General features: G+C 32.8%; 22 protein-coding genes and 2 pseudogenes. 1 reads left to right on the top strand and 23 read right to left on the bottom strand.

Annotated features, from left to right (window positions below):
- Positions 1-36: 36 nt before the first annotated feature.
- From ACTWQM_RS17665 to ACTWQM_RS17570, 20 genes and pseudogenes are all read right to left on the bottom strand, one after another.
- A complete protein-coding gene (locus ACTWQM_RS17665; protein WP_443259480.1) occupies positions 37-486 on the bottom strand; it encodes a hypothetical protein in 450 nt (149 codons plus the stop codon).
- Between the two features lie 257 nt (positions 487-743).
- Complete coding sequence (locus tag ACTWQM_RS17660; RefSeq protein ID WP_443259479.1) at positions 744-1,229, bottom strand: NUDIX hydrolase; 486 nt, start codon at positions 1,227-1,229, stop codon at positions 744-746.
- Positions 1,230-1,384: 155 nt separating this feature from the next.
- Positions 1,385-1,885, bottom strand: coding sequence for a hypothetical protein (locus ACTWQM_RS17655; protein WP_443259478.1), 501 nt, complete (start codon positions 1,883-1,885; stop codon positions 1,385-1,387).
- 82 nt (positions 1,886-1,967) lie between these two features.
- A complete protein-coding gene (locus tag ACTWQM_RS17650; protein ID WP_443259477.1) occupies positions 1,968-2,234 on the bottom strand; it encodes a hypothetical protein in 267 nt (88 codons plus the stop codon).
- A 102-nt stretch (positions 2,235-2,336) separates the two neighbouring features.
- Positions 2,337-2,621, bottom strand: coding sequence for a hypothetical protein (locus ACTWQM_RS17645; RefSeq protein ID WP_443259476.1), 285 nt, complete (start codon positions 2,619-2,621; stop codon positions 2,337-2,339).
- Positions 2,622-2,897: 276 nt separating this feature from the next.
- Complete coding sequence (locus tag ACTWQM_RS17640) at positions 2,898-3,317, bottom strand: DUF402 domain-containing protein (RefSeq protein ID WP_443259475.1); 420 nt, start codon at positions 3,315-3,317, stop codon at positions 2,898-2,900.
- Positions 3,318-3,544: 227 nt separating this feature from the next.
- Positions 3,545-3,730, bottom strand: coding sequence for a hypothetical protein (locus ACTWQM_RS17635; protein WP_443259474.1), 186 nt, complete (start codon positions 3,728-3,730; stop codon positions 3,545-3,547).
- Between the two features lie 113 nt (positions 3,731-3,843).
- On the bottom strand, positions 3,844-4,176 hold the full coding sequence (locus ACTWQM_RS17630; protein ID WP_443259473.1) for a hypothetical protein: 333 nt from the start codon (positions 4,174-4,176) through the stop codon (positions 3,844-3,846).
- A 2-nt stretch (positions 4,177-4,178) separates the two neighbouring features.
- Positions 4,179-4,364, bottom strand: a pseudogene (locus ACTWQM_RS17625) (cyanophycinase); the annotation flags it as partial.
- Between the two features lie 171 nt (positions 4,365-4,535).
- Positions 4,536-5,159 (bottom strand): DJ-1/PfpI family protein, encoded by a 624-nt coding sequence (locus ACTWQM_RS17620; RefSeq protein ID WP_443259472.1) that lies wholly within the window; start codon positions 5,157-5,159, stop codon positions 4,536-4,538.
- 208 nt (positions 5,160-5,367) lie between these two features.
- On the bottom strand, positions 5,368-5,916 hold the full coding sequence (locus ACTWQM_RS17615) for a GNAT family N-acetyltransferase (protein WP_443259575.1): 549 nt from the start codon (positions 5,914-5,916) through the stop codon (positions 5,368-5,370).
- A 177-nt stretch (positions 5,917-6,093) separates the two neighbouring features.
- Positions 6,094-6,219 carry a hypothetical protein gene (locus ACTWQM_RS17610; RefSeq protein ID WP_443259471.1) on the bottom strand — a complete coding sequence of 42 codons (126 nt, stop codon included), beginning with the start codon at positions 6,217-6,219 and terminating at the stop codon, positions 6,094-6,096.
- On the bottom strand, positions 6,216-6,365 hold the full coding sequence (locus tag ACTWQM_RS17605; RefSeq protein ID WP_443259470.1) for a hypothetical protein: 150 nt from the start codon (positions 6,363-6,365) through the stop codon (positions 6,216-6,218). The genes ACTWQM_RS17610 and ACTWQM_RS17605 overlap by 4 nt, the downstream gene beginning before the upstream one ends.
- A complete protein-coding gene (locus tag ACTWQM_RS17600; RefSeq protein WP_443259469.1) occupies positions 6,352-6,561 on the bottom strand; it encodes a hypothetical protein in 210 nt (69 codons plus the stop codon). Before ACTWQM_RS17600 ends, ACTWQM_RS17605 begins: the two co-directional genes overlap by 14 nt.
- 306 nt (positions 6,562-6,867) lie before the next feature.
- Positions 6,868-7,596: a hypothetical protein gene (locus ACTWQM_RS17595; protein WP_443259468.1), complete on the bottom strand. Its 729-nt coding sequence runs from the start codon at positions 7,594-7,596 to the stop codon at positions 6,868-6,870.
- Positions 7,597-7,711: 115 nt separating this feature from the next.
- Positions 7,712-8,266, bottom strand: a complete 555-nt coding sequence (locus tag ACTWQM_RS17590) for a lysostaphin resistance A-like protein (RefSeq protein ID WP_443259467.1) — start codon at positions 8,264-8,266, stop codon at positions 7,712-7,714.
- Between the two features lie 248 nt (positions 8,267-8,514).
- Positions 8,515-8,976 (bottom strand): GNAT family N-acetyltransferase, encoded by a 462-nt coding sequence (locus ACTWQM_RS17585; RefSeq protein ID WP_443259466.1) that lies wholly within the window; start codon positions 8,974-8,976, stop codon positions 8,515-8,517.
- Between the two features lie 195 nt (positions 8,977-9,171).
- Positions 9,172-9,622: pseudogene (gene lepB, locus ACTWQM_RS17580) on the bottom strand (signal peptidase I).
- 214 nt (positions 9,623-9,836) lie between these two features.
- Positions 9,837-10,835, bottom strand: coding sequence for an alpha/beta fold hydrolase (locus ACTWQM_RS17575; protein WP_443259465.1), 999 nt, complete (start codon positions 10,833-10,835; stop codon positions 9,837-9,839).
- 467 nt (positions 10,836-11,302) lie between these two features.
- The gene (locus ACTWQM_RS17570; RefSeq protein ID WP_443259464.1) at positions 11,303-11,944 is read right to left on the bottom strand and encodes an alpha/beta hydrolase; all 642 of its coding nucleotides are present in this window, start codon (positions 11,942-11,944) and stop codon (positions 11,303-11,305) included.
- A 299-nt stretch (positions 11,945-12,243) separates the two neighbouring features.
- Between ACTWQM_RS17570 and ACTWQM_RS17565 the strand changes: the two genes are divergently transcribed.
- Positions 12,244-13,479 (top strand): IS110 family transposase, encoded by a 1,236-nt coding sequence (locus ACTWQM_RS17565; protein ID WP_443259463.1) that lies wholly within the window; start codon positions 12,244-12,246, stop codon positions 13,477-13,479.
- A gap of 161 nt (positions 13,480-13,640) precedes the next feature.
- On the opposite strand, the gene ACTWQM_RS17560 is transcribed toward ACTWQM_RS17565, so the two are convergent.
- The 3 genes from ACTWQM_RS17560 to ACTWQM_RS17550 all read right to left on the bottom strand — a co-directional run bounded on the left by ACTWQM_RS17560 (position 13,641) and on the right by ACTWQM_RS17550 (position 15,269).
- Positions 13,641-14,126 (bottom strand): GNAT family N-acetyltransferase, encoded by a 486-nt coding sequence (locus ACTWQM_RS17560; RefSeq protein ID WP_443259462.1) that lies wholly within the window; start codon positions 14,124-14,126, stop codon positions 13,641-13,643.
- Positions 14,127-14,184: 58 nt separating this feature from the next.
- On the bottom strand, positions 14,185-14,469 hold the full coding sequence (locus ACTWQM_RS17555; RefSeq protein WP_443259461.1) for a hypothetical protein: 285 nt from the start codon (positions 14,467-14,469) through the stop codon (positions 14,185-14,187).
- 290 nt (positions 14,470-14,759) lie between these two features.
- Positions 14,760-15,269 (bottom strand): GNAT family N-acetyltransferase, encoded by a 510-nt coding sequence (locus ACTWQM_RS17550; RefSeq protein WP_443259460.1) that lies wholly within the window; start codon positions 15,267-15,269, stop codon positions 14,760-14,762.
- Positions 15,270-15,659: the final 390 nt, after the last annotated feature.

The raw sequence follows: 15,659 nt of genomic DNA, 5'->3' as shown, positions 1-15,659 counted from the left end.
AAGTGTATTACTTCACAATAATTAAACGTTAACTTATTATGGCTGTATTGAAATAAAAATCATTAATATTAAAAAGAAACAGAAAGTCTCTAAATTAAACAAATATGGATTAGGCTTGAATTTTTCAAAGAATTTAAGTCGTTTTACAAGGCTACTATCAATAAATATCGGTAGAAAAATAGTAATTAGTAAACTAAATAGGAACATTATACCTGCCATTAATAAATTATTGGTCTCCCAAAAGGCAATAGACAAAAATAGTGCCCATATACATTTTAGGATGTTGGCGAACAACTCATATGGACCAGACAATGTTGCCATCATATGGTTGCTACGTTCTTCTATAGTTGTACTCTTGTAGTCTTCCTTTGCAATGTGTACTATATGACCAGTTTGGAAAGTCATTGTTATTACCATCATACTTAAATAAATTATTCCAAAAATCATTCCAACCTTTAATAGTTCTATATTTAACAATTGATTCATCACTAACGGAAGAGGCAACCACATTGCATACATCACTGCCATTAATAAATGTAAGAATCCGATTTCATTATTATGAGCTAACCAGTTGAATGTTATAGCAATAACCAAAAATATCAATAATCCAATCCAACCTAAAATTATAATAGATATTAACAAGTATTAACCCCCCTCGAAACATTCACTAACCTGCTGCTACATTGAACAAGAATGCAAATCTTATAAAAGGAAAGCACCAGTTAATTGAAGATAAATTACAATTACCTTGAAGCATAATCAAGTATCTCTTGGTACAGTTCGTTCCAATCATGATAATATTCCGTTACTTCACTTGGATTTATAAGAATTCTTTCGCCTGACTCAAACTTTGCTTTAAAGTCATGTAATTGGTCAATGTCCATACGATAAAATACTTGATAGCCTACTTTTGGGTAAGGACTATCTTCATTCCATTTTGGGTTTTTATTGTGGTCAACGATAATATGCCCTAAAAGAGAGCAACTTCCTGTAACATATCCTTCTTCATATGCTTCACGCTTTAAACATTCTTCAGGAGTTTCTTCAAATTCAATATGACCTCCTGGGAAATCCCAACATCTATGGTTTAAGTTGACTAATAACAGATTACCACCTTTAAAACAAAATCCATGGACACTTGTAATTAGTTCTCTTGGTGGGATTTGTTTATCAGGTTTCCAAGTTAATTTTACTTTTGCATCTCCCCAACTCACAAATTTTGTAGTCATGCATTTTCTCCCCTTATAACCCTAATCTTCTTCAACTCTTCTGCTGCGTTAGCTCTATTAGAATAGATAGAAACTCACTAATACCTTATTAAACTCTTGCACCATTTACTTGAATAAGCAATTTGGAAATTACTGTTAAACTGAAAATCCAGCATTTACTTTTCAAAAAAAGTCTTTACTCTTTGGGAGTCATTTAAATTCTTTTCTATAAGATTTTTTAGTTCTTTTTTCTTTGAAATTTGAAGATATTTATCACTCATATACCATTTTGTTAATTCCTCTTTGTGTATACTATACCGTCGTTCTTGGAATTTAAAAATTATTTTATCGACACCTTCGATTAAATTGAAAATGTAAGTAGCATTGGTCAAAACAATCTTACGAGCTGCTTCCTTTGTTTTACTAGCATATTCAGCTATTATAAGATTCTCATCAGTGTATCTAGCAAATCCTTTTGCATCTTCTTGGTAGGGCAACATATTCAGAATTGCTGAAGCATAATCTCTATCGCCTAAACTAGAACCTTTGTATAAAAATATTGTTTTATCTTCTTGTGAGTCGTTTTCAGAACTACAACTAGTCACAAAGATTAGTAGAGCAATTAAGAGAACTATCTTTCTCTTCAATAAAATCCCCCCCACATTATATCTAGCCATCCCATTTCTGCTTGGACTATCCTGAAAGTTAGTTTAATAAAAATGCTTACTGTTTCTTCAACAATCGCACCCATTACTTTAATTAGATTTCTAAAGATTTTTTATTGATTGTTTTTAGTGCCTTTCTTTTATCATCTTTTTTAACATAAATCTTATAAACTTCTCCAAAGGTACTGTAAGAACCAGGAACTGTTGCATTGGTATTTGATGTTATAGAAACTCTATACTTCATAAGTTCCGATTCTAAAAGGGAAACAACCTTATAATAATCTTGTTGATTTATCGTTGTATAAACCCGTGTTTTTTTACTTGAAAATAAGTATACGATTATATTTAAAAAAAATTGCAAAATTTAATCCCTCCCACCAATAACTGTTCAAGTGTAATGAAATATTTTTAAACCCCATACTTGTTGGATTATGTATAAGTGCGAATACCCCTTTAGAGACATTTATTTCTTTAAACTGTCCAATAAAACATAACCAAAAACAATGCCAGCTATTGTTATCAATTTAGTTCCCATTAGCATCAAATCTATTGAGAATACAAAATTTATTCCAGTAGTCGACAAAATTGGTAACGATGCTATATATAAGGCAGGAATACCTATTGCGACTACCTTAACCCAATCAAACGTCCATTGTTTTTTTTCTTTAATCTCTATAATCAATTTGGGCAACCGTAAGAACAGTCCGATAACAATTGGGTATATAGTTGCAAATAGTAAAACAGGCATTAATTCAAATGTTATATCCGCCTTTTCTTCTAATCGAATTTGATACTTCGCTCCCAGGTAAAAAATAAATCCAATAATAACTGTACAAACTAAATAATATAAAAACCTTTTAATTTAAAGCTCCCCCTTTAACCTATTTGACTACTTGTAAATACGAAAAGACTCCTCTTTTTGTTTCAATATTTAATAAATTAACATTCTTCAACTCTTCTGCGTCTATAGCTGAACAAGGAGCGAAATTTCTTATTCAAGGAAAGCACCCGTTAGCGCAATAATTTATTGAAGTTTTTCAAATAACATCTTTTTATGTTTGTTTGCTAGTTTCAATAAATCAAATTCACCATTTTTAATTAGTTCAGTTACCTTACTTGCTTCATTCCAAGCTAAGTTGTATTGATATCTTGTAATCACACCACTTATAAAAGCATTCTGAAGTTCATCAGCATCAAGATGTATGATTTCCCCTGATGGTAGGACTACAATATCTAAAAATAGGTCATCCATCCAAGGTACGCCATTTCCCATTCCGTTTTGAAGGCAAATATCTATATACCATTGAACAATTTCACCGTTTGCATTGAACATAGTTGTGACTGTGTGGTGGGCTTCTAAAGGGTATTGATGAAGCCACATATAGCCGTTAGCAACAATACAAACTTCCTTCTGCCTATATCTTTTTGATAGTGGCTCAGTCACTTCAATTAAATGGATTAAAGTTGCAAATCCATAAAAGTCATTGGAATTAAAAAATGACTGTGAATAGTTCTTTTTTATAACACGATTCCATCCTTTATGGTCGCCATATTTTCTCTTTAGCAGTCTAATTCCCTCATTTCAGTTATTAAATTAACCTGCTCACTATAGTTGAACAAGAGTGCAATTCCTTATTAAAGGAAAGCACCAGTTAGCACAATGGAAATCTTTTAATTAAAAGAAAAGAAAAATACAAATATAAGAGTAATAACCAGAGCTTGGGCTAAACAAATAACTAAATCATTTTTCCAATAAGTTTTACCAAAGGGACTCCATTTACCACCAAATAAGCTAAATGACCTGGCAATTAAAAAGCTACACAACCAAATACTAAAGAAAGTTATTATAAACCCCATTGTTGTCCCCCTCTAATAGCAAATGAATAAGTCGAATAAAATTTAATTTTCTTCAACTCTTCAACCATTTAGTTTAATAAGAATGCTTACTGCTTCTTCAACAATTGCACCCGTTAGTTCAACAAGGGTACTTCCCAATCCTTTAATAATCCCCAAGTAATTGTTGGTTCTCCTTTTAAAGATTTCATCGAACCTACAAACATCTCTCCAGTAGAATCACCTATACCGTTGTAATGTTTAACTATTTCTTTTGTAGTCGCTGAAACATCTTGGTTTGCAATATCTTTAAATTTGACCCATTCTAAAGACCCTTCATCACTTTCAATTAAAGTAGAATTTTTAGATACAGTTCCAAAGAAGACATATTGTATTCGGATTTCTTGATGTTCTTTTGTCCTAAGTACAACATATCGAAGCGATAAATTATTTATGTAGTTGCCTTTCAAGCCTGTTTAAACATAATGCCAGCCTGGTCAAGCCACGAGCGTTCAGTAGTACCATCATCGTCATAAATAGATGGATTCGAGCTAATCATAGCAAGCGATTTTCTATCAGTTATATCCCCCTGTAACACTCGGTTCAGATTCTCTGGAAAAAAATTGTTAAACCAACCTAAATAATAGTGAGTTTTCATATGTACCCCCGTAGTAAAGTGTAAATAAAATTTATTCCTTGCGTCACTCATTCTGTTTTCTTATCACCAACAAAGTATTCTCGATATGGACCGATTGTTGAACACAAGTTAAACAACGCTCTTCAACTATCCTGCTACTATTGTTGTACTAAATCCCCAGTTAGTGAAAATTTATAATGTAAATTCAATAGTTTTAGCAGTTCTTTCTGCAGTAGATTCTCCCACAATTTGCTCAATAATATATAGTGCCATATTTATTCCTGAAGAAACTCCACCAGAAGATATGATGTTGCCATCTTGTACAACTTTTCTATCGGATAAAGCTTGAATCTCAGGATACTTCTCTTGTAGCAATTTCAACGCTAAATGGTGGGTGGTTGCTTTCTTTCCATCTAACAAGCCAGTTCCCCCTAATATGTATGCTCCAGTACAAACAGAACATATATATTCAATACTTTTATGCTTAATAATCCAATCTATTATCTTTTGGTTTTTAGCCATAGATTGTACCGCTCTTAAAGGTCCACCTGGGACTATTAAAATATCTAACTCAGGGCTATCATCGATGCTAAAATCAGGTTCTACTTTTATCCCTGAATGAGTTTTTATTTCCATTCCTGTTTCTGAAAGAGTAAATACTTCAAATGGTCTCGTTGGTAATAAATGCTTTTTATAAAGGGTTAATGCTTGCACGGCTTTGTTATTTGCAGTTAATGATAAAACCTCAGCGGGACCAGCAAAATCTAAAACATCTACATAGTCAAACAGTAAAATTCCGACCTTTCGCTTCTTCATTTATTGTATCTCCTTACCCAAGTTTACTTATTTAGAATTATCTCTTCTTACACTAATCTGCCAGGTAATTTAAGTATATTTGTTCACATATTCACTTTAACATAAAATTCTAATAATTCTTGTTATGAAAATAGGATCGACAAAATCGACGATCCCTTATTAAACAATTGCACCCGTTAGTTTAATAACTTTGTAGAAGTAGCTTTTTTTACACTTTGATAAACCTTCCCATCAATACGGTGTTATAGTAATTCCCGTCAGATAAAACTTTGTCATTTTTAAATATCCCTTCCACCACAAAACCATATTTTTTATACAGCGTTATAGCTTTATCATTGGTTTCAAGTACATTCAAAGTTATTTTCATAATTTCATTTGAATCTGCCCAATGAATGGATTCTTTTAACAGATTTTTTCCTATACCGTGTCCCCAGTATTCTTTTAATACACAGACCCCAAATTCTACCTTATGAGAAGTTCTTTTCAATTTATTACCTTCACTCCTTGAAAATCCTACAATTTTTTCATTAACTTCAACAACTAAAAATAGGTTATTTACACTTTCGGTATCATCCCTAATTATTTGTTTAAAACCAGATTCATCTATGTATGCTTCGCCTCTTTCTCTATCCATATTTTCGGTTTCGCCATCTATCTGCAATCTTACTTCAGACAAATTTTTCGCGTCATTTTCTTTTGCAGACCTTATAATATAATGTAAATTACGAATATAAAATTCCTCTTGATTGACTATTATCACAAATCCCTCCTTTATTAAACAAAACTGCTGCGTTAGTTCAATATCTACATATTTAATATTAACACAATATTCCAATTCGTAATTGATGATTTCTGAACAAAAAAACAAAAGAAAAGACCGACTTTACGTCAGTCTGCTTATTCAACTATTGCACCCTTTAGCTTAACAAACACTTTATTTATTATATTCAATTGTCGTATTTTCTAATGGAATAACTTCTTCTTCGTTTCCCCATTTAATAACTATTCTAATTTCTGCATCTTCTGGAGTGTAAAATTCACTAGCATTCGTTTCCGTCAAACTACCTCCAGGAGCATTGCCAATCCAACTTTGGAAATCAGATATGTACCACCATAATCCTCTACATCATCCTCACTTTCAATATGCCATTTAATACCTAAATCTTTGGTCCTTTCTAATTCTTCAGCGTCGTCACCAATATACAATATATTCAGTTCTCATGCTTAAGCTGTAATTGTATTCACCAAAGTCATTTTCGTCTTTGGATTGTTTAATCTCCAACTTTGGATACCAATGTTCACTCTTCCCTTCAAATACAAGATGGTTAGCTATCTCTTCATTAGTGCACCCAACCAACAAAAGAATCGATAGCCCTAACAATGATGTAATAATCTTTATCAAAACCAAATCTCTCCTAACACAAATTAAAATTTCCCATTTACTTTAAACTGTCCGTTAATTAAAAAGGCATATCTGCTTGTTGTAGATACGCACCCGTTAGCTCAACAGAAATCTCAAAACACGTGACTGATAAATCATTTGTCTTTCTTTGCAAACCAAAAAAATATAAAACCGAACAAAACAAAACCTATAATAATGGAAAAAGCAGATTTACTAATAAATGAATAAAAGTTTAATCCGTTGCTCAACCTAAGTAACGTTCTTCTTATTCAAAATAAGCACCCATTAGTGTAATAAGAATACCGACTAAGGTGCTTCAATCTCCCCAACTCTCGAAGGTTCACCCGAGATTGCATCAATGTAATATACTGTTTTATTTCCTGCTGTGTAGACAGCTTCTACAATCCATGCCGCAGTTGTTTTTTCAGGTTCTATCTCTGCATTCTCATTAAATTCAATTGTCCATTCCACATCTTCACTATTATTCATATTCATCTCTTTTGTAATTTCTAAAGCCTTATCCTCTGAAATATAGTCTTGTTCCTTGCTGCTATTGCTAAAATGACCACTTAAAGCATTTTCCCATTCTTCTTTGCCAGCATAATGATAATTAAAATTTCCTAATCTCCAACTACCTTCCCCATGGGCAAACCACAAACCAACATTCTCTTTGATTTTTTCTTCACCATTCTCTACTATAACTAAATCAACCGTTCCTACTGGATAGGTATCATCTAACTCAACATTTAAATTTTTATAATCTACAACATAAGTTCCACTTTCTTCTAAAGCTTTTACACGTTGAACCCATAAATTTTTCGCATCTTCATAAGATATTGTTGGTTCTAAATCAGAAGCTCTATCATAAAAGTAAACACTTTCAAACGCTTTTTCATAGTCCTGCTCTATTAAATTATCTAAAACACCTTGAGCAGCATTTCTAGATTGGTTTTCATCTATAATACCTGGTATATACGCATAACCTAATACACCAATTATTCCTACGAAAAATAAAATCGTAATAATTTTCTTCACAAGAACACCACCTTCAAAAAATTTTAAGATTCCACCATAAAATTCTGATACCCACCTTACATTCTGCTGTTTTAATTCAACAAGGATGCAATTTCTTATTCAAGTAAAGCACCCGTTAGTAGAAGAGTGACACTAACAAATTATACAAAGAATGAATAATAATTACTGACCAAAGAGAATTACTTTTCTTATATACAAATCCAAATATAATCCCTAATACAAAAGCTGTTATTAAGGAACTTAGAATAAAAGGAAATTCAAACAGACCTTTATAGATCCAAATAGGAAAATGAATCGATACAAAGAGTAAAGCTGTAATTGTATTTGCTATCCAAAATCTAAAAGAATCCATAAGTTTTCTTAATAAAAAACCCCTAAAGACAATTTCCTCAGTTATACCAACTAATAGAATAGTATTGAGCCATTCGTTGAAGCCTATTTGAAAATCGATATTATTTTTTAAAACGATGAGATTTATAATTACAAAATAGGATGTGAGGACTAGGGATACCCAACCTGTCCATTTTAAGCCTTTTCTAAAGTTGTGACGTAATCCTAAGTAGGAAAACGGATTACTTTTTTCCAAATTTTTAACTAGTAATATAACGGGAATGACCCAAATGATTATTTTAATAATGGCTAATGTTATAGCTCTTGGAACAGAATTCATCAAATCTAAATATTGAACTAACCATAATTCTCTGACACACCATTGGGCATAAAATGTTATGAAATACACCCAAATATAATTTTTATATACTTTTAATTCTATCCGAAACTCCCCCTTTTCTTCTTCAACAAACCTGCTGCGTTACTTCAATAAGCAATAGGAGCTGCCAAGTCGACAACTCCTTGTTCAGCTAAAGCGTCCTTTAGTGGAAGAAGACTCTAACACATTCACCAAACTTTACGGGAAATCTATTTAATTTTCTTTAGGAGCTTCACATATTCACCGTATTCATCTACGCCAAGATATAATATGGTTGTAAAACCCTTCTTTTCATATAGATGGCTTGCGTTTTTGTTATCAGTATCTACACCAAGTGTTATTTCCTCATATCCAAGTTGTTTAGCATAATCAATCAAATAATCAACAATAATGCCACCTATTCCACGATTTCGATATTCTTCTTTAACAATCATACGGGAAAGATAAATTCGTTTATCTGGAATAGTATAGTCTGGGTCGTTGTTTTGAAAAACCAACGAACCTTCTCCTATAAACTCGTTATTTTCTAAATAAATAAAAGTAATTCTGTTTCCGCTTGCTAATTCGTCATAAAACATCTTAGCCATTTTCGGTTTCTTTTCCATATCCCAAATATTACTGCACCTATTATAACCTTCGGGTTTTAATTTCTTTATTTGATATGAAGCCATAACCTCTCCCTCTCACTCAATTTTGAAAAAATCATAAAAAAATGATGCAGTCGTTCAATAAAACTGCCGTTACTTCAATAAGAAAGGTGCGTTCCCTTCTTGTAGTAACGCGCCCAATACTTGAAGATTTGATTTCGAGTTACTCACTCCAAACTTAAATTCAAAAGTTAAATTCTCTTACCTGCGTATTTTTACTTACTTTATTTCTACAACTTTTCCTTTTATACTTAATCTATCAACTGGGCCTATCACTCTACTGTCCTTGCTAATAGATGCATTATCCCCAATCAAAAAATATTCATTATCTTTTAACTTAATACCTTCTTCAAGATCTTCGTTTCCCATTGCATCAATATCAGAAAAAACAAATTTGCTATCTACTACTTTTTCATTTATATATCTTACCTTCTTTTATATGTAAAGTTTCATTTGGTAAACCAACAACTCTTCTTATGTGATGCTTTGCTTCTGATAAATTAAATACAACCAAATCCCCTCTTTTGATTCCATTTTTTTGATAATAATTCAAATCAACCACTACTGTTTGTTTATGTTTAATAGTTGGTAGCATGGAATTCCCAAGGAATTCAAACTTTTCTTTGCTTCCTCCACACCCTACTAAAAACATAAAGACTAAAAATAACATAGATATTTTTTTCACTACTCTCTTCCTCCTATCCCTCTTATAAATTTATTTTAACAGTAATACACGGTTAGAGGTTTACCAACTACTCAATGTTATGGTTCAAAAAAAAGACGCGTTATTAAGGAAACGCGCCCGATTGCTGAATATCGAGATAAATTGCAAATATGATCTTCAACTAACGCACCCGTTAGTTGAACAGTTAATTTTACTTAAATTATTGTTCAACTAAACTTTTCCCCATACTCAAAACAGCATTCAATAATTTTTGGGGCTGATCATACATGACTGCATGGCTGCTATTCTGTATAGTGATTAATTCACTGTCTGTTGAAAGATCTGTTAGTTTTTGCTGACTTTCCATCCATTTTTGATTAATTATTTCTGATTGCGCCTCCGAAAAACCAAAAGCTTTAGCACCAGCGTCAATATTTTTGGGGGTGATAATCATTAATGGTTTATCTTCAAGTGGCTTTAAATTATTTAGTTTTTTAACACTCATAGAAATTTGTTCAATTTCCTCGTCCAACACTTTAAAAAATGGTGCATCATACTGAACCTGTACATGTTTTTCTTTTGAAATAAAATCTGGCATTCCTTTCAATGTATTTTCTGCAACTAACCTAATAACTCCTACATGAGATAACAATCTATTAGACGATTGATCTTCTGCGTCAAAGAACTTTTTATTAAATTTAGGAGCTGCTTCTCTAAAGAATTCATTTCGAGAATCAACTAGAATTAATCCAGCTACTTTTTCTGGATATTTATCAGAAAAATGACGGGCATACACACCCCCGACGGAATGTCCGATCAGAATGATAGGTGTTTCAATTTCAGCATAACCTAAAATTTGGTCAAGGTCTGAAATAGTAGATTCAAGACTAAATCCATTACTTGGGGGATCACTCCACCCATAACCAGCTCGATCATAAGTAATGACCTGCGTGTGCTCTGACAGTTTATCCTGGAATTGAGACCAATCATACGACCAATTTCCAGTTCCTGTTTCAATTACAACAGGTGGTAAATCAGACTTTTCTCCTTTAACATTGATGTGAATTTCCCTATCTCCAACCGTTACCATTAATCCATCTGGTGGATAATTTTTTTCTACGTTATGATAGCTTATTAATTCATAAACAACTCCACTTATAAGCAATACAATTACAGTAATTATTAAGATTAAACTCAAAACTTTCAATTTTCTCTTCACACAATTATCTCCTCATCTGAACTGAATATTTATTTGGATTTCAATTCTGACATAATTATATTAACATAATATTCCTAAAACTCAATTGTTTAATAAAAGAATAAAGACGATCAATTCTGATCGTCTTGTTAAACTCAAGCACCAGTTAGGGCAATAAAAAAGTATGTTTTTAAATTCCTCCTCACGACTATTACATACGATTAAGACAAGTGTCACCTTTTAAAATAAAGAGAGGTCACCGTTTGATCTTTTTAATAGCCCATATTACTAAAAAGATCAAGAGTACAACAATAACTATTGATATAACTAATCCGGATGTGATAAAAGTATTCAAAGTTCTTCCCCCTTTATTATAACTCTCTCCGCAAAACACATCGCTAATTGAATAAGGGTGCAAACCCTATTTCAAGTAAAGCACCAGTTTAATTTAAGTACAGCTTTTCATAAGTAATTAAGTAAAAGGTAATTTAAAATTTTTCTATATCGGCTACTATACCTTTTAAAACATCTATTGAATTAGTTATGTCTTCGTCGTAGTCGAGACTATGATTAACCTCAGGAATTAATTTAGAAATAATATTTTTGTTTGTTCTTATTTTATTAAACCTTTCCTCTGTATAGAAACGGTCTTTATCACCAATAAAGCACAAACCTTTATTTTTACTATCTACCATAGATGTGAAAACTTCATCTAAATCTAATATAGGTGTTAACCAAATAGTTTTAGCATCTCTGAAACAAATTCTTTTCAATTCAGAACTCATTGCAATTGTCCCTATTGATTTACCAACAATATAAAAATTCGTATACGAGTTAGTGTTTAGTACCTTATCTATGACTAATTTTGAATCACTTTTAACCGCTTCATATAATTCATTGCGAGTGAAATTGTTGTAAAACCCATCATTATAAGGATAATTAACTTCTAAGATATCTTTATATTTATTAAAAAATATACCAGTAGAATAGTGAAAAACTGGACTGTTAACCGTATAACCTGCACCTGGAAGTAATATCACTAAATCCTGTGAGTTTTCACTTTTGCCGTATAAAGTATAAGGTATTTTCTTTCCCTTGTACCCTTCGATACTTTCATTAATGTATTTCATTTTTATTCCTCCCCTAAAAACCATATGTCCTTATTAAACTTTTCTGCTGCGTTCGTAATATAAGGTTAACCAGATTTTTCTGGTTGACCATTTTTTATATGGTTTTATTATAACAGTAGCTGGGGTAGAACGTCTCTGCTCGTGGGACATTGATCCCGTCAACTAAACAGTTCACCCCCTACTTGTAAAAACATGATTGAGGCTGGTTGGGACCTTTGGATCCCGTTTAACAAGCGAAGCTATGATATTACAAGAAGGATTAGGGGCACCAGCAATTTATTAAGAGGAGGAGATTTTGAATGGATCCAGTCGTTGGTCTGGATATTTCTAAAGGGGAAAGTCAGGTCCAAGCATTTTGGGACAAGAAAAAGCCATATCGTAAGAGTTTTAAAGTAGAACACACCAATGAAGGGTTAGCGTTACTTCAGGAGTTTTTAAAGCACTTAAAGGAAACTACAGGACAGAATCCAGCAATTATTTTGGAATCCACAGGGCATTATCATGCTTCCGTTGTTCAATTTTTGGAGGATCATAATTATTTGTTAATTATAGTGAACCCATTGATCTCACATAGAGCAAAAAGTTCTAGTTTACGTAAGGTTAAGACAGATGCTGTAGATGCTTACCATCTTTGCGAGCTTTATTATAAGGAAGATTTAGAGCCTTATAAAAAACGTGGAGTTCAACTCTTAAACCTTCGTAATCTAACACGGCAACATGAGAATATTACTGGGAATTTCATTAATACAAAACTACAGTTTCAAGCTGTATTGGAACAAGTATTTCCTGAATATAGAGGTGTCTTTGGAGAGCTATATTCATATGTTTCATTACGTATTCTCAAAGAATATAAGGCATCCGAAGATATCTTGGAAACTAGTGAGGATAAACTAGCAAATCGTATAGCTGTTTTATGTACAACTCGTTCTGAAAAATGGGCTTATGAAAAGGCTCAAAAGTTAAAAGAAGCAGCATCACGAAACCCATTTAAAAAGACGTTGTATCAGAGTCATCTGTTAAGCATGGATATGTATATAGATATGCTTCTTCAATTTAAAGAGCATCTATCAAAGTTGGAATCAGAGATAGATACCCTGGCTAAAGAAATTGAAGAGTATAATATCATCAAATCTATCCCTGGTATTGGAGAGAAGATCGCTGCCACGATCATTTCTGAAATTGGGGAAATAGATCGATTTAATCATCCAAAAAAGCTTGTAGCTTTTGCAGGAGTTGATCCTAGCATTTTTGAATCAGGTAGGTTCACAGCCAGCATTAACCGCATTACTAAAAGGGGCTCTAGCCGTCTACGACATGCCCTGTTTCTAGCTGTGCGTTGTGCCATACGTGATAAACGGAAAAAGAAAACTAGTAATGAAATACTCCCTCGAAATAAGAGAATGAGAGAGTTTTACGATAAAAAACGTAGTGAAGGCAAACCTTTCAGAGTAGCAGTTATTGCTTGCGTAAATAAGCTCTTACATTGGATTTATGCCTTACTAAAAAACAAAACGACTTTCCAAGATATAGATTAAAAACTATATCTAACTAAATAACCCAAAACCTTCCAGAATAATGATAACGGAAGGTTATTTGGCATGTCCAATTTTAGTATATCATATAATTTTTTAGGATTTTATAGAAAAATGTTGACAAACTATTAGCTAGTTTAGTTGAACAAGGGTGCAATTCCTTATTAAACGACTTCACGTTTTTGGTCATAACAAAGTAGCAAGAGGTCTATATGAGAAACTCCTATTTTCCTTAAACCCAATTTTTTACCCATCATTTCAATTTGATTCATTGCTTCCTTACCATACCCAAGTCCCTGATATTTTTCTGAAATCCTAATATCACGGATAAATCCGTTCTCGTTATTCTTTTGTTCAAGCCATACTGCTCCAATTGTTTGACCTTCATTTAGAATAGAATATAAGAAATTATTTTCAGTGGTCTCACCTTTGGGCAAAAGTTTTTCATATTCCTCTCTCGCCTTACTAATAGACTCTTCTTCATTCCAATTATTAGATAAAACTTTTTCTTTAGCATAACTTCCTACCGCTGATTTAAGATATATTTGAAATTCCCCAGAATTCATTAACGTTAGAGTAACCAATGCTTCCCCCCCTAAAAATATACTGACTCTTCTTGAACAAACCTGCTGCGTTGCTTCAATAAGCAATAGGAGCTGCCAAGTCGACAACTCCTTGTTCAGCTAAAACACCCGTTAGTTTAACTACTCAAACTATTTCTGTTTCTTCTTTCTTGAAAATACCAACCAATAACATAACGAGTCCGATTATGAAAATAAAGGGGAAAATATACCACATTATCAATGCTGCCCAACCACTTTCTACAATGACTGCATAGGTTAACCCTATCGCAAAAGATAAAGCTGGTGAAATTGGTACCATAAGAGCGATGCCCGATACCTTATATTTTTTATTTTTTGGTTTACCTACGCTTAGCTGATAAGCTACAAGCACACCTATAAATGCAATTCCATACCCTATAACAATCGCCATTTTACCAATCCTTTATCTCTATTTTGATATCCTATTATTCCACTAAACTGCGTCGTTAGTGGAAAAGCGATTGCTCTTCTTGAACAATCGCACCCGTTAGTGGAATAAGCCTATTATTCACAACGACTAAATACTCTTTCAAATTCACCATCTATTATTAGTTGTTTAATCACTCTTTCAATATCTTCCCGCCTAATCCTCTTCACTAAAATCATATCGCTTGACCAAAAATATCCCCCATTTAAACACTCACCTGTTTGTTCATTTTTCTCAGGAGAGCGTAAGGATGCTTATACTATACGAGAATAGTAAGCTACATCGGTAACTCTGCCGAGTAAATTCGATTCAGGCAACACCGCTACCAAAGTAAATCCGAGTTTTTCAATTAACCTTTTTGACTTCATATTTTTATTATCTATAGTAGCAAATAGGCGTTTAAGGTTTAATGTGCTTTTACAATGCTCAATGACCGCGGAAACCGCTTCATACGCAAAACAGCATCCCCAATGCTCCCTCATGAAGCGATAACCAATTTCGCCAAGATAACCTTCTGCTATTTCTGGAATCATTACATCACCGATGAATTCATCAGTATCTTTTAATGCGACAGTCCATTTTGTTTCATTACGGTTCCTAACCATTTCTAACATTGAGTGTTCATCACGAGGGGGATTACTTCCAAGAAATTCTCTTACTTCATCATTGTTAAACATTTTAAGCATATTGGGAATATCTTTTTCCGATCTCGGACGTAAAATCAATCGTTCTGTTTGAATTTTCGGTGCTTCTTTTTTTGCCATGATTTATTCCAGCCTTTCGTACATTATATAAATAATCTATCAATGTGAACGGTATTGAACTTCATCGTTTGTTATCTCCTTATGAAATTTATAATATAAAATTCGATACCGATTATTTGGATTCCTTCTTCAAGTAACCTGCTGCGTTAGTTCAATATCTATATATTTAATATTAACACAATATTCCAATTCGTAATTGATGATTTCTGAACAAAAAAACAAAAGAAAAGACCGACTTTACGTCAGTCTGCTTATTCAACTATTGCACCCGTTCGTAATATAAGGTTATCCAGATTTTTCTGGTTGACCTTTTTTTATATGGTCTTATTATTACGGTAGTCGGGGTAGAACGTCGCACCCGTGGGACTAGATCCCGTCAACAAAACTGTT

This window comes from Virgibacillus sp. L01 (assembly GCF_052246775.1).
Lineage (GTDB): Bacteria > Bacillota > Bacilli > Bacillales > Amphibacillaceae > Lentibacillus.
This window is presented reverse-complemented; position numbering and strand designations above follow the sequence as displayed.

Coding starts and splice junctions, on each gene's coding strand:
- ACTWQM_RS17665 (WP_443259480.1), bottom strand. CDS start 486: ATGAATCAATTGTTAAATATAGAACTATTAAAGGTTGGAATGATTTTT.
- ACTWQM_RS17660 (WP_443259479.1), bottom strand. CDS start 1,229: ATGACTACAAAATTTGTGAGTTGGGGAGATGCAAAAGTAAAATTAACT.
- ACTWQM_RS17655 (WP_443259478.1), bottom strand. CDS start 1,885: ATGGCTAGATATAATGTGGGGGGGATTTTATTGAAGAGAAAGATAGTT.
- ACTWQM_RS17645 (WP_443259476.1), bottom strand. CDS start 2,621: ATGCCTGTTTTACTATTTGCAACTATATACCCAATTGTTATCGGACTG.
- ACTWQM_RS17635 (WP_443259474.1), bottom strand. CDS start 3,730: ATGGGGTTTATAATAACTTTCTTTAGTATTTGGTTGTGTAGCTTTTTA.
- ACTWQM_RS17620 (WP_443259472.1), bottom strand. CDS start 5,159: ATGAAGAAGCGAAAGGTCGGAATTTTACTGTTTGACTATGTAGATGTT.
- ACTWQM_RS17590 (WP_443259467.1), bottom strand. CDS start 8,266: ATGAATTCTGTTCCAAGAGCTATAACATTAGCCATTATTAAAATAATC.
- ACTWQM_RS17585 (WP_443259466.1), bottom strand. CDS start 8,976: ATGGCTTCATATCAAATAAAGAAATTAAAACCCGAAGGTTATAATAGG.
- ACTWQM_RS17570 (WP_443259464.1), bottom strand. CDS start 11,944: ATGAAATACATTAATGAAAGTATCGAAGGGTACAAGGGAAAGAAAATA.
- ACTWQM_RS17565 (WP_443259463.1), top strand. CDS start 12,244: ATGGATCCAGTCGTTGGTCTGGATATTTCTAAAGGGGAAAGTCAGGTC.
- ACTWQM_RS17555 (WP_443259461.1), bottom strand. CDS start 14,469: ATGGCGATTGTTATAGGGTATGGAATTGCATTTATAGGTGTGCTTGTA.
- ACTWQM_RS17550 (WP_443259460.1), bottom strand. CDS start 15,269: ATGGCAAAAAAAGAAGCACCGAAAATTCAAACAGAACGATTGATTTTA.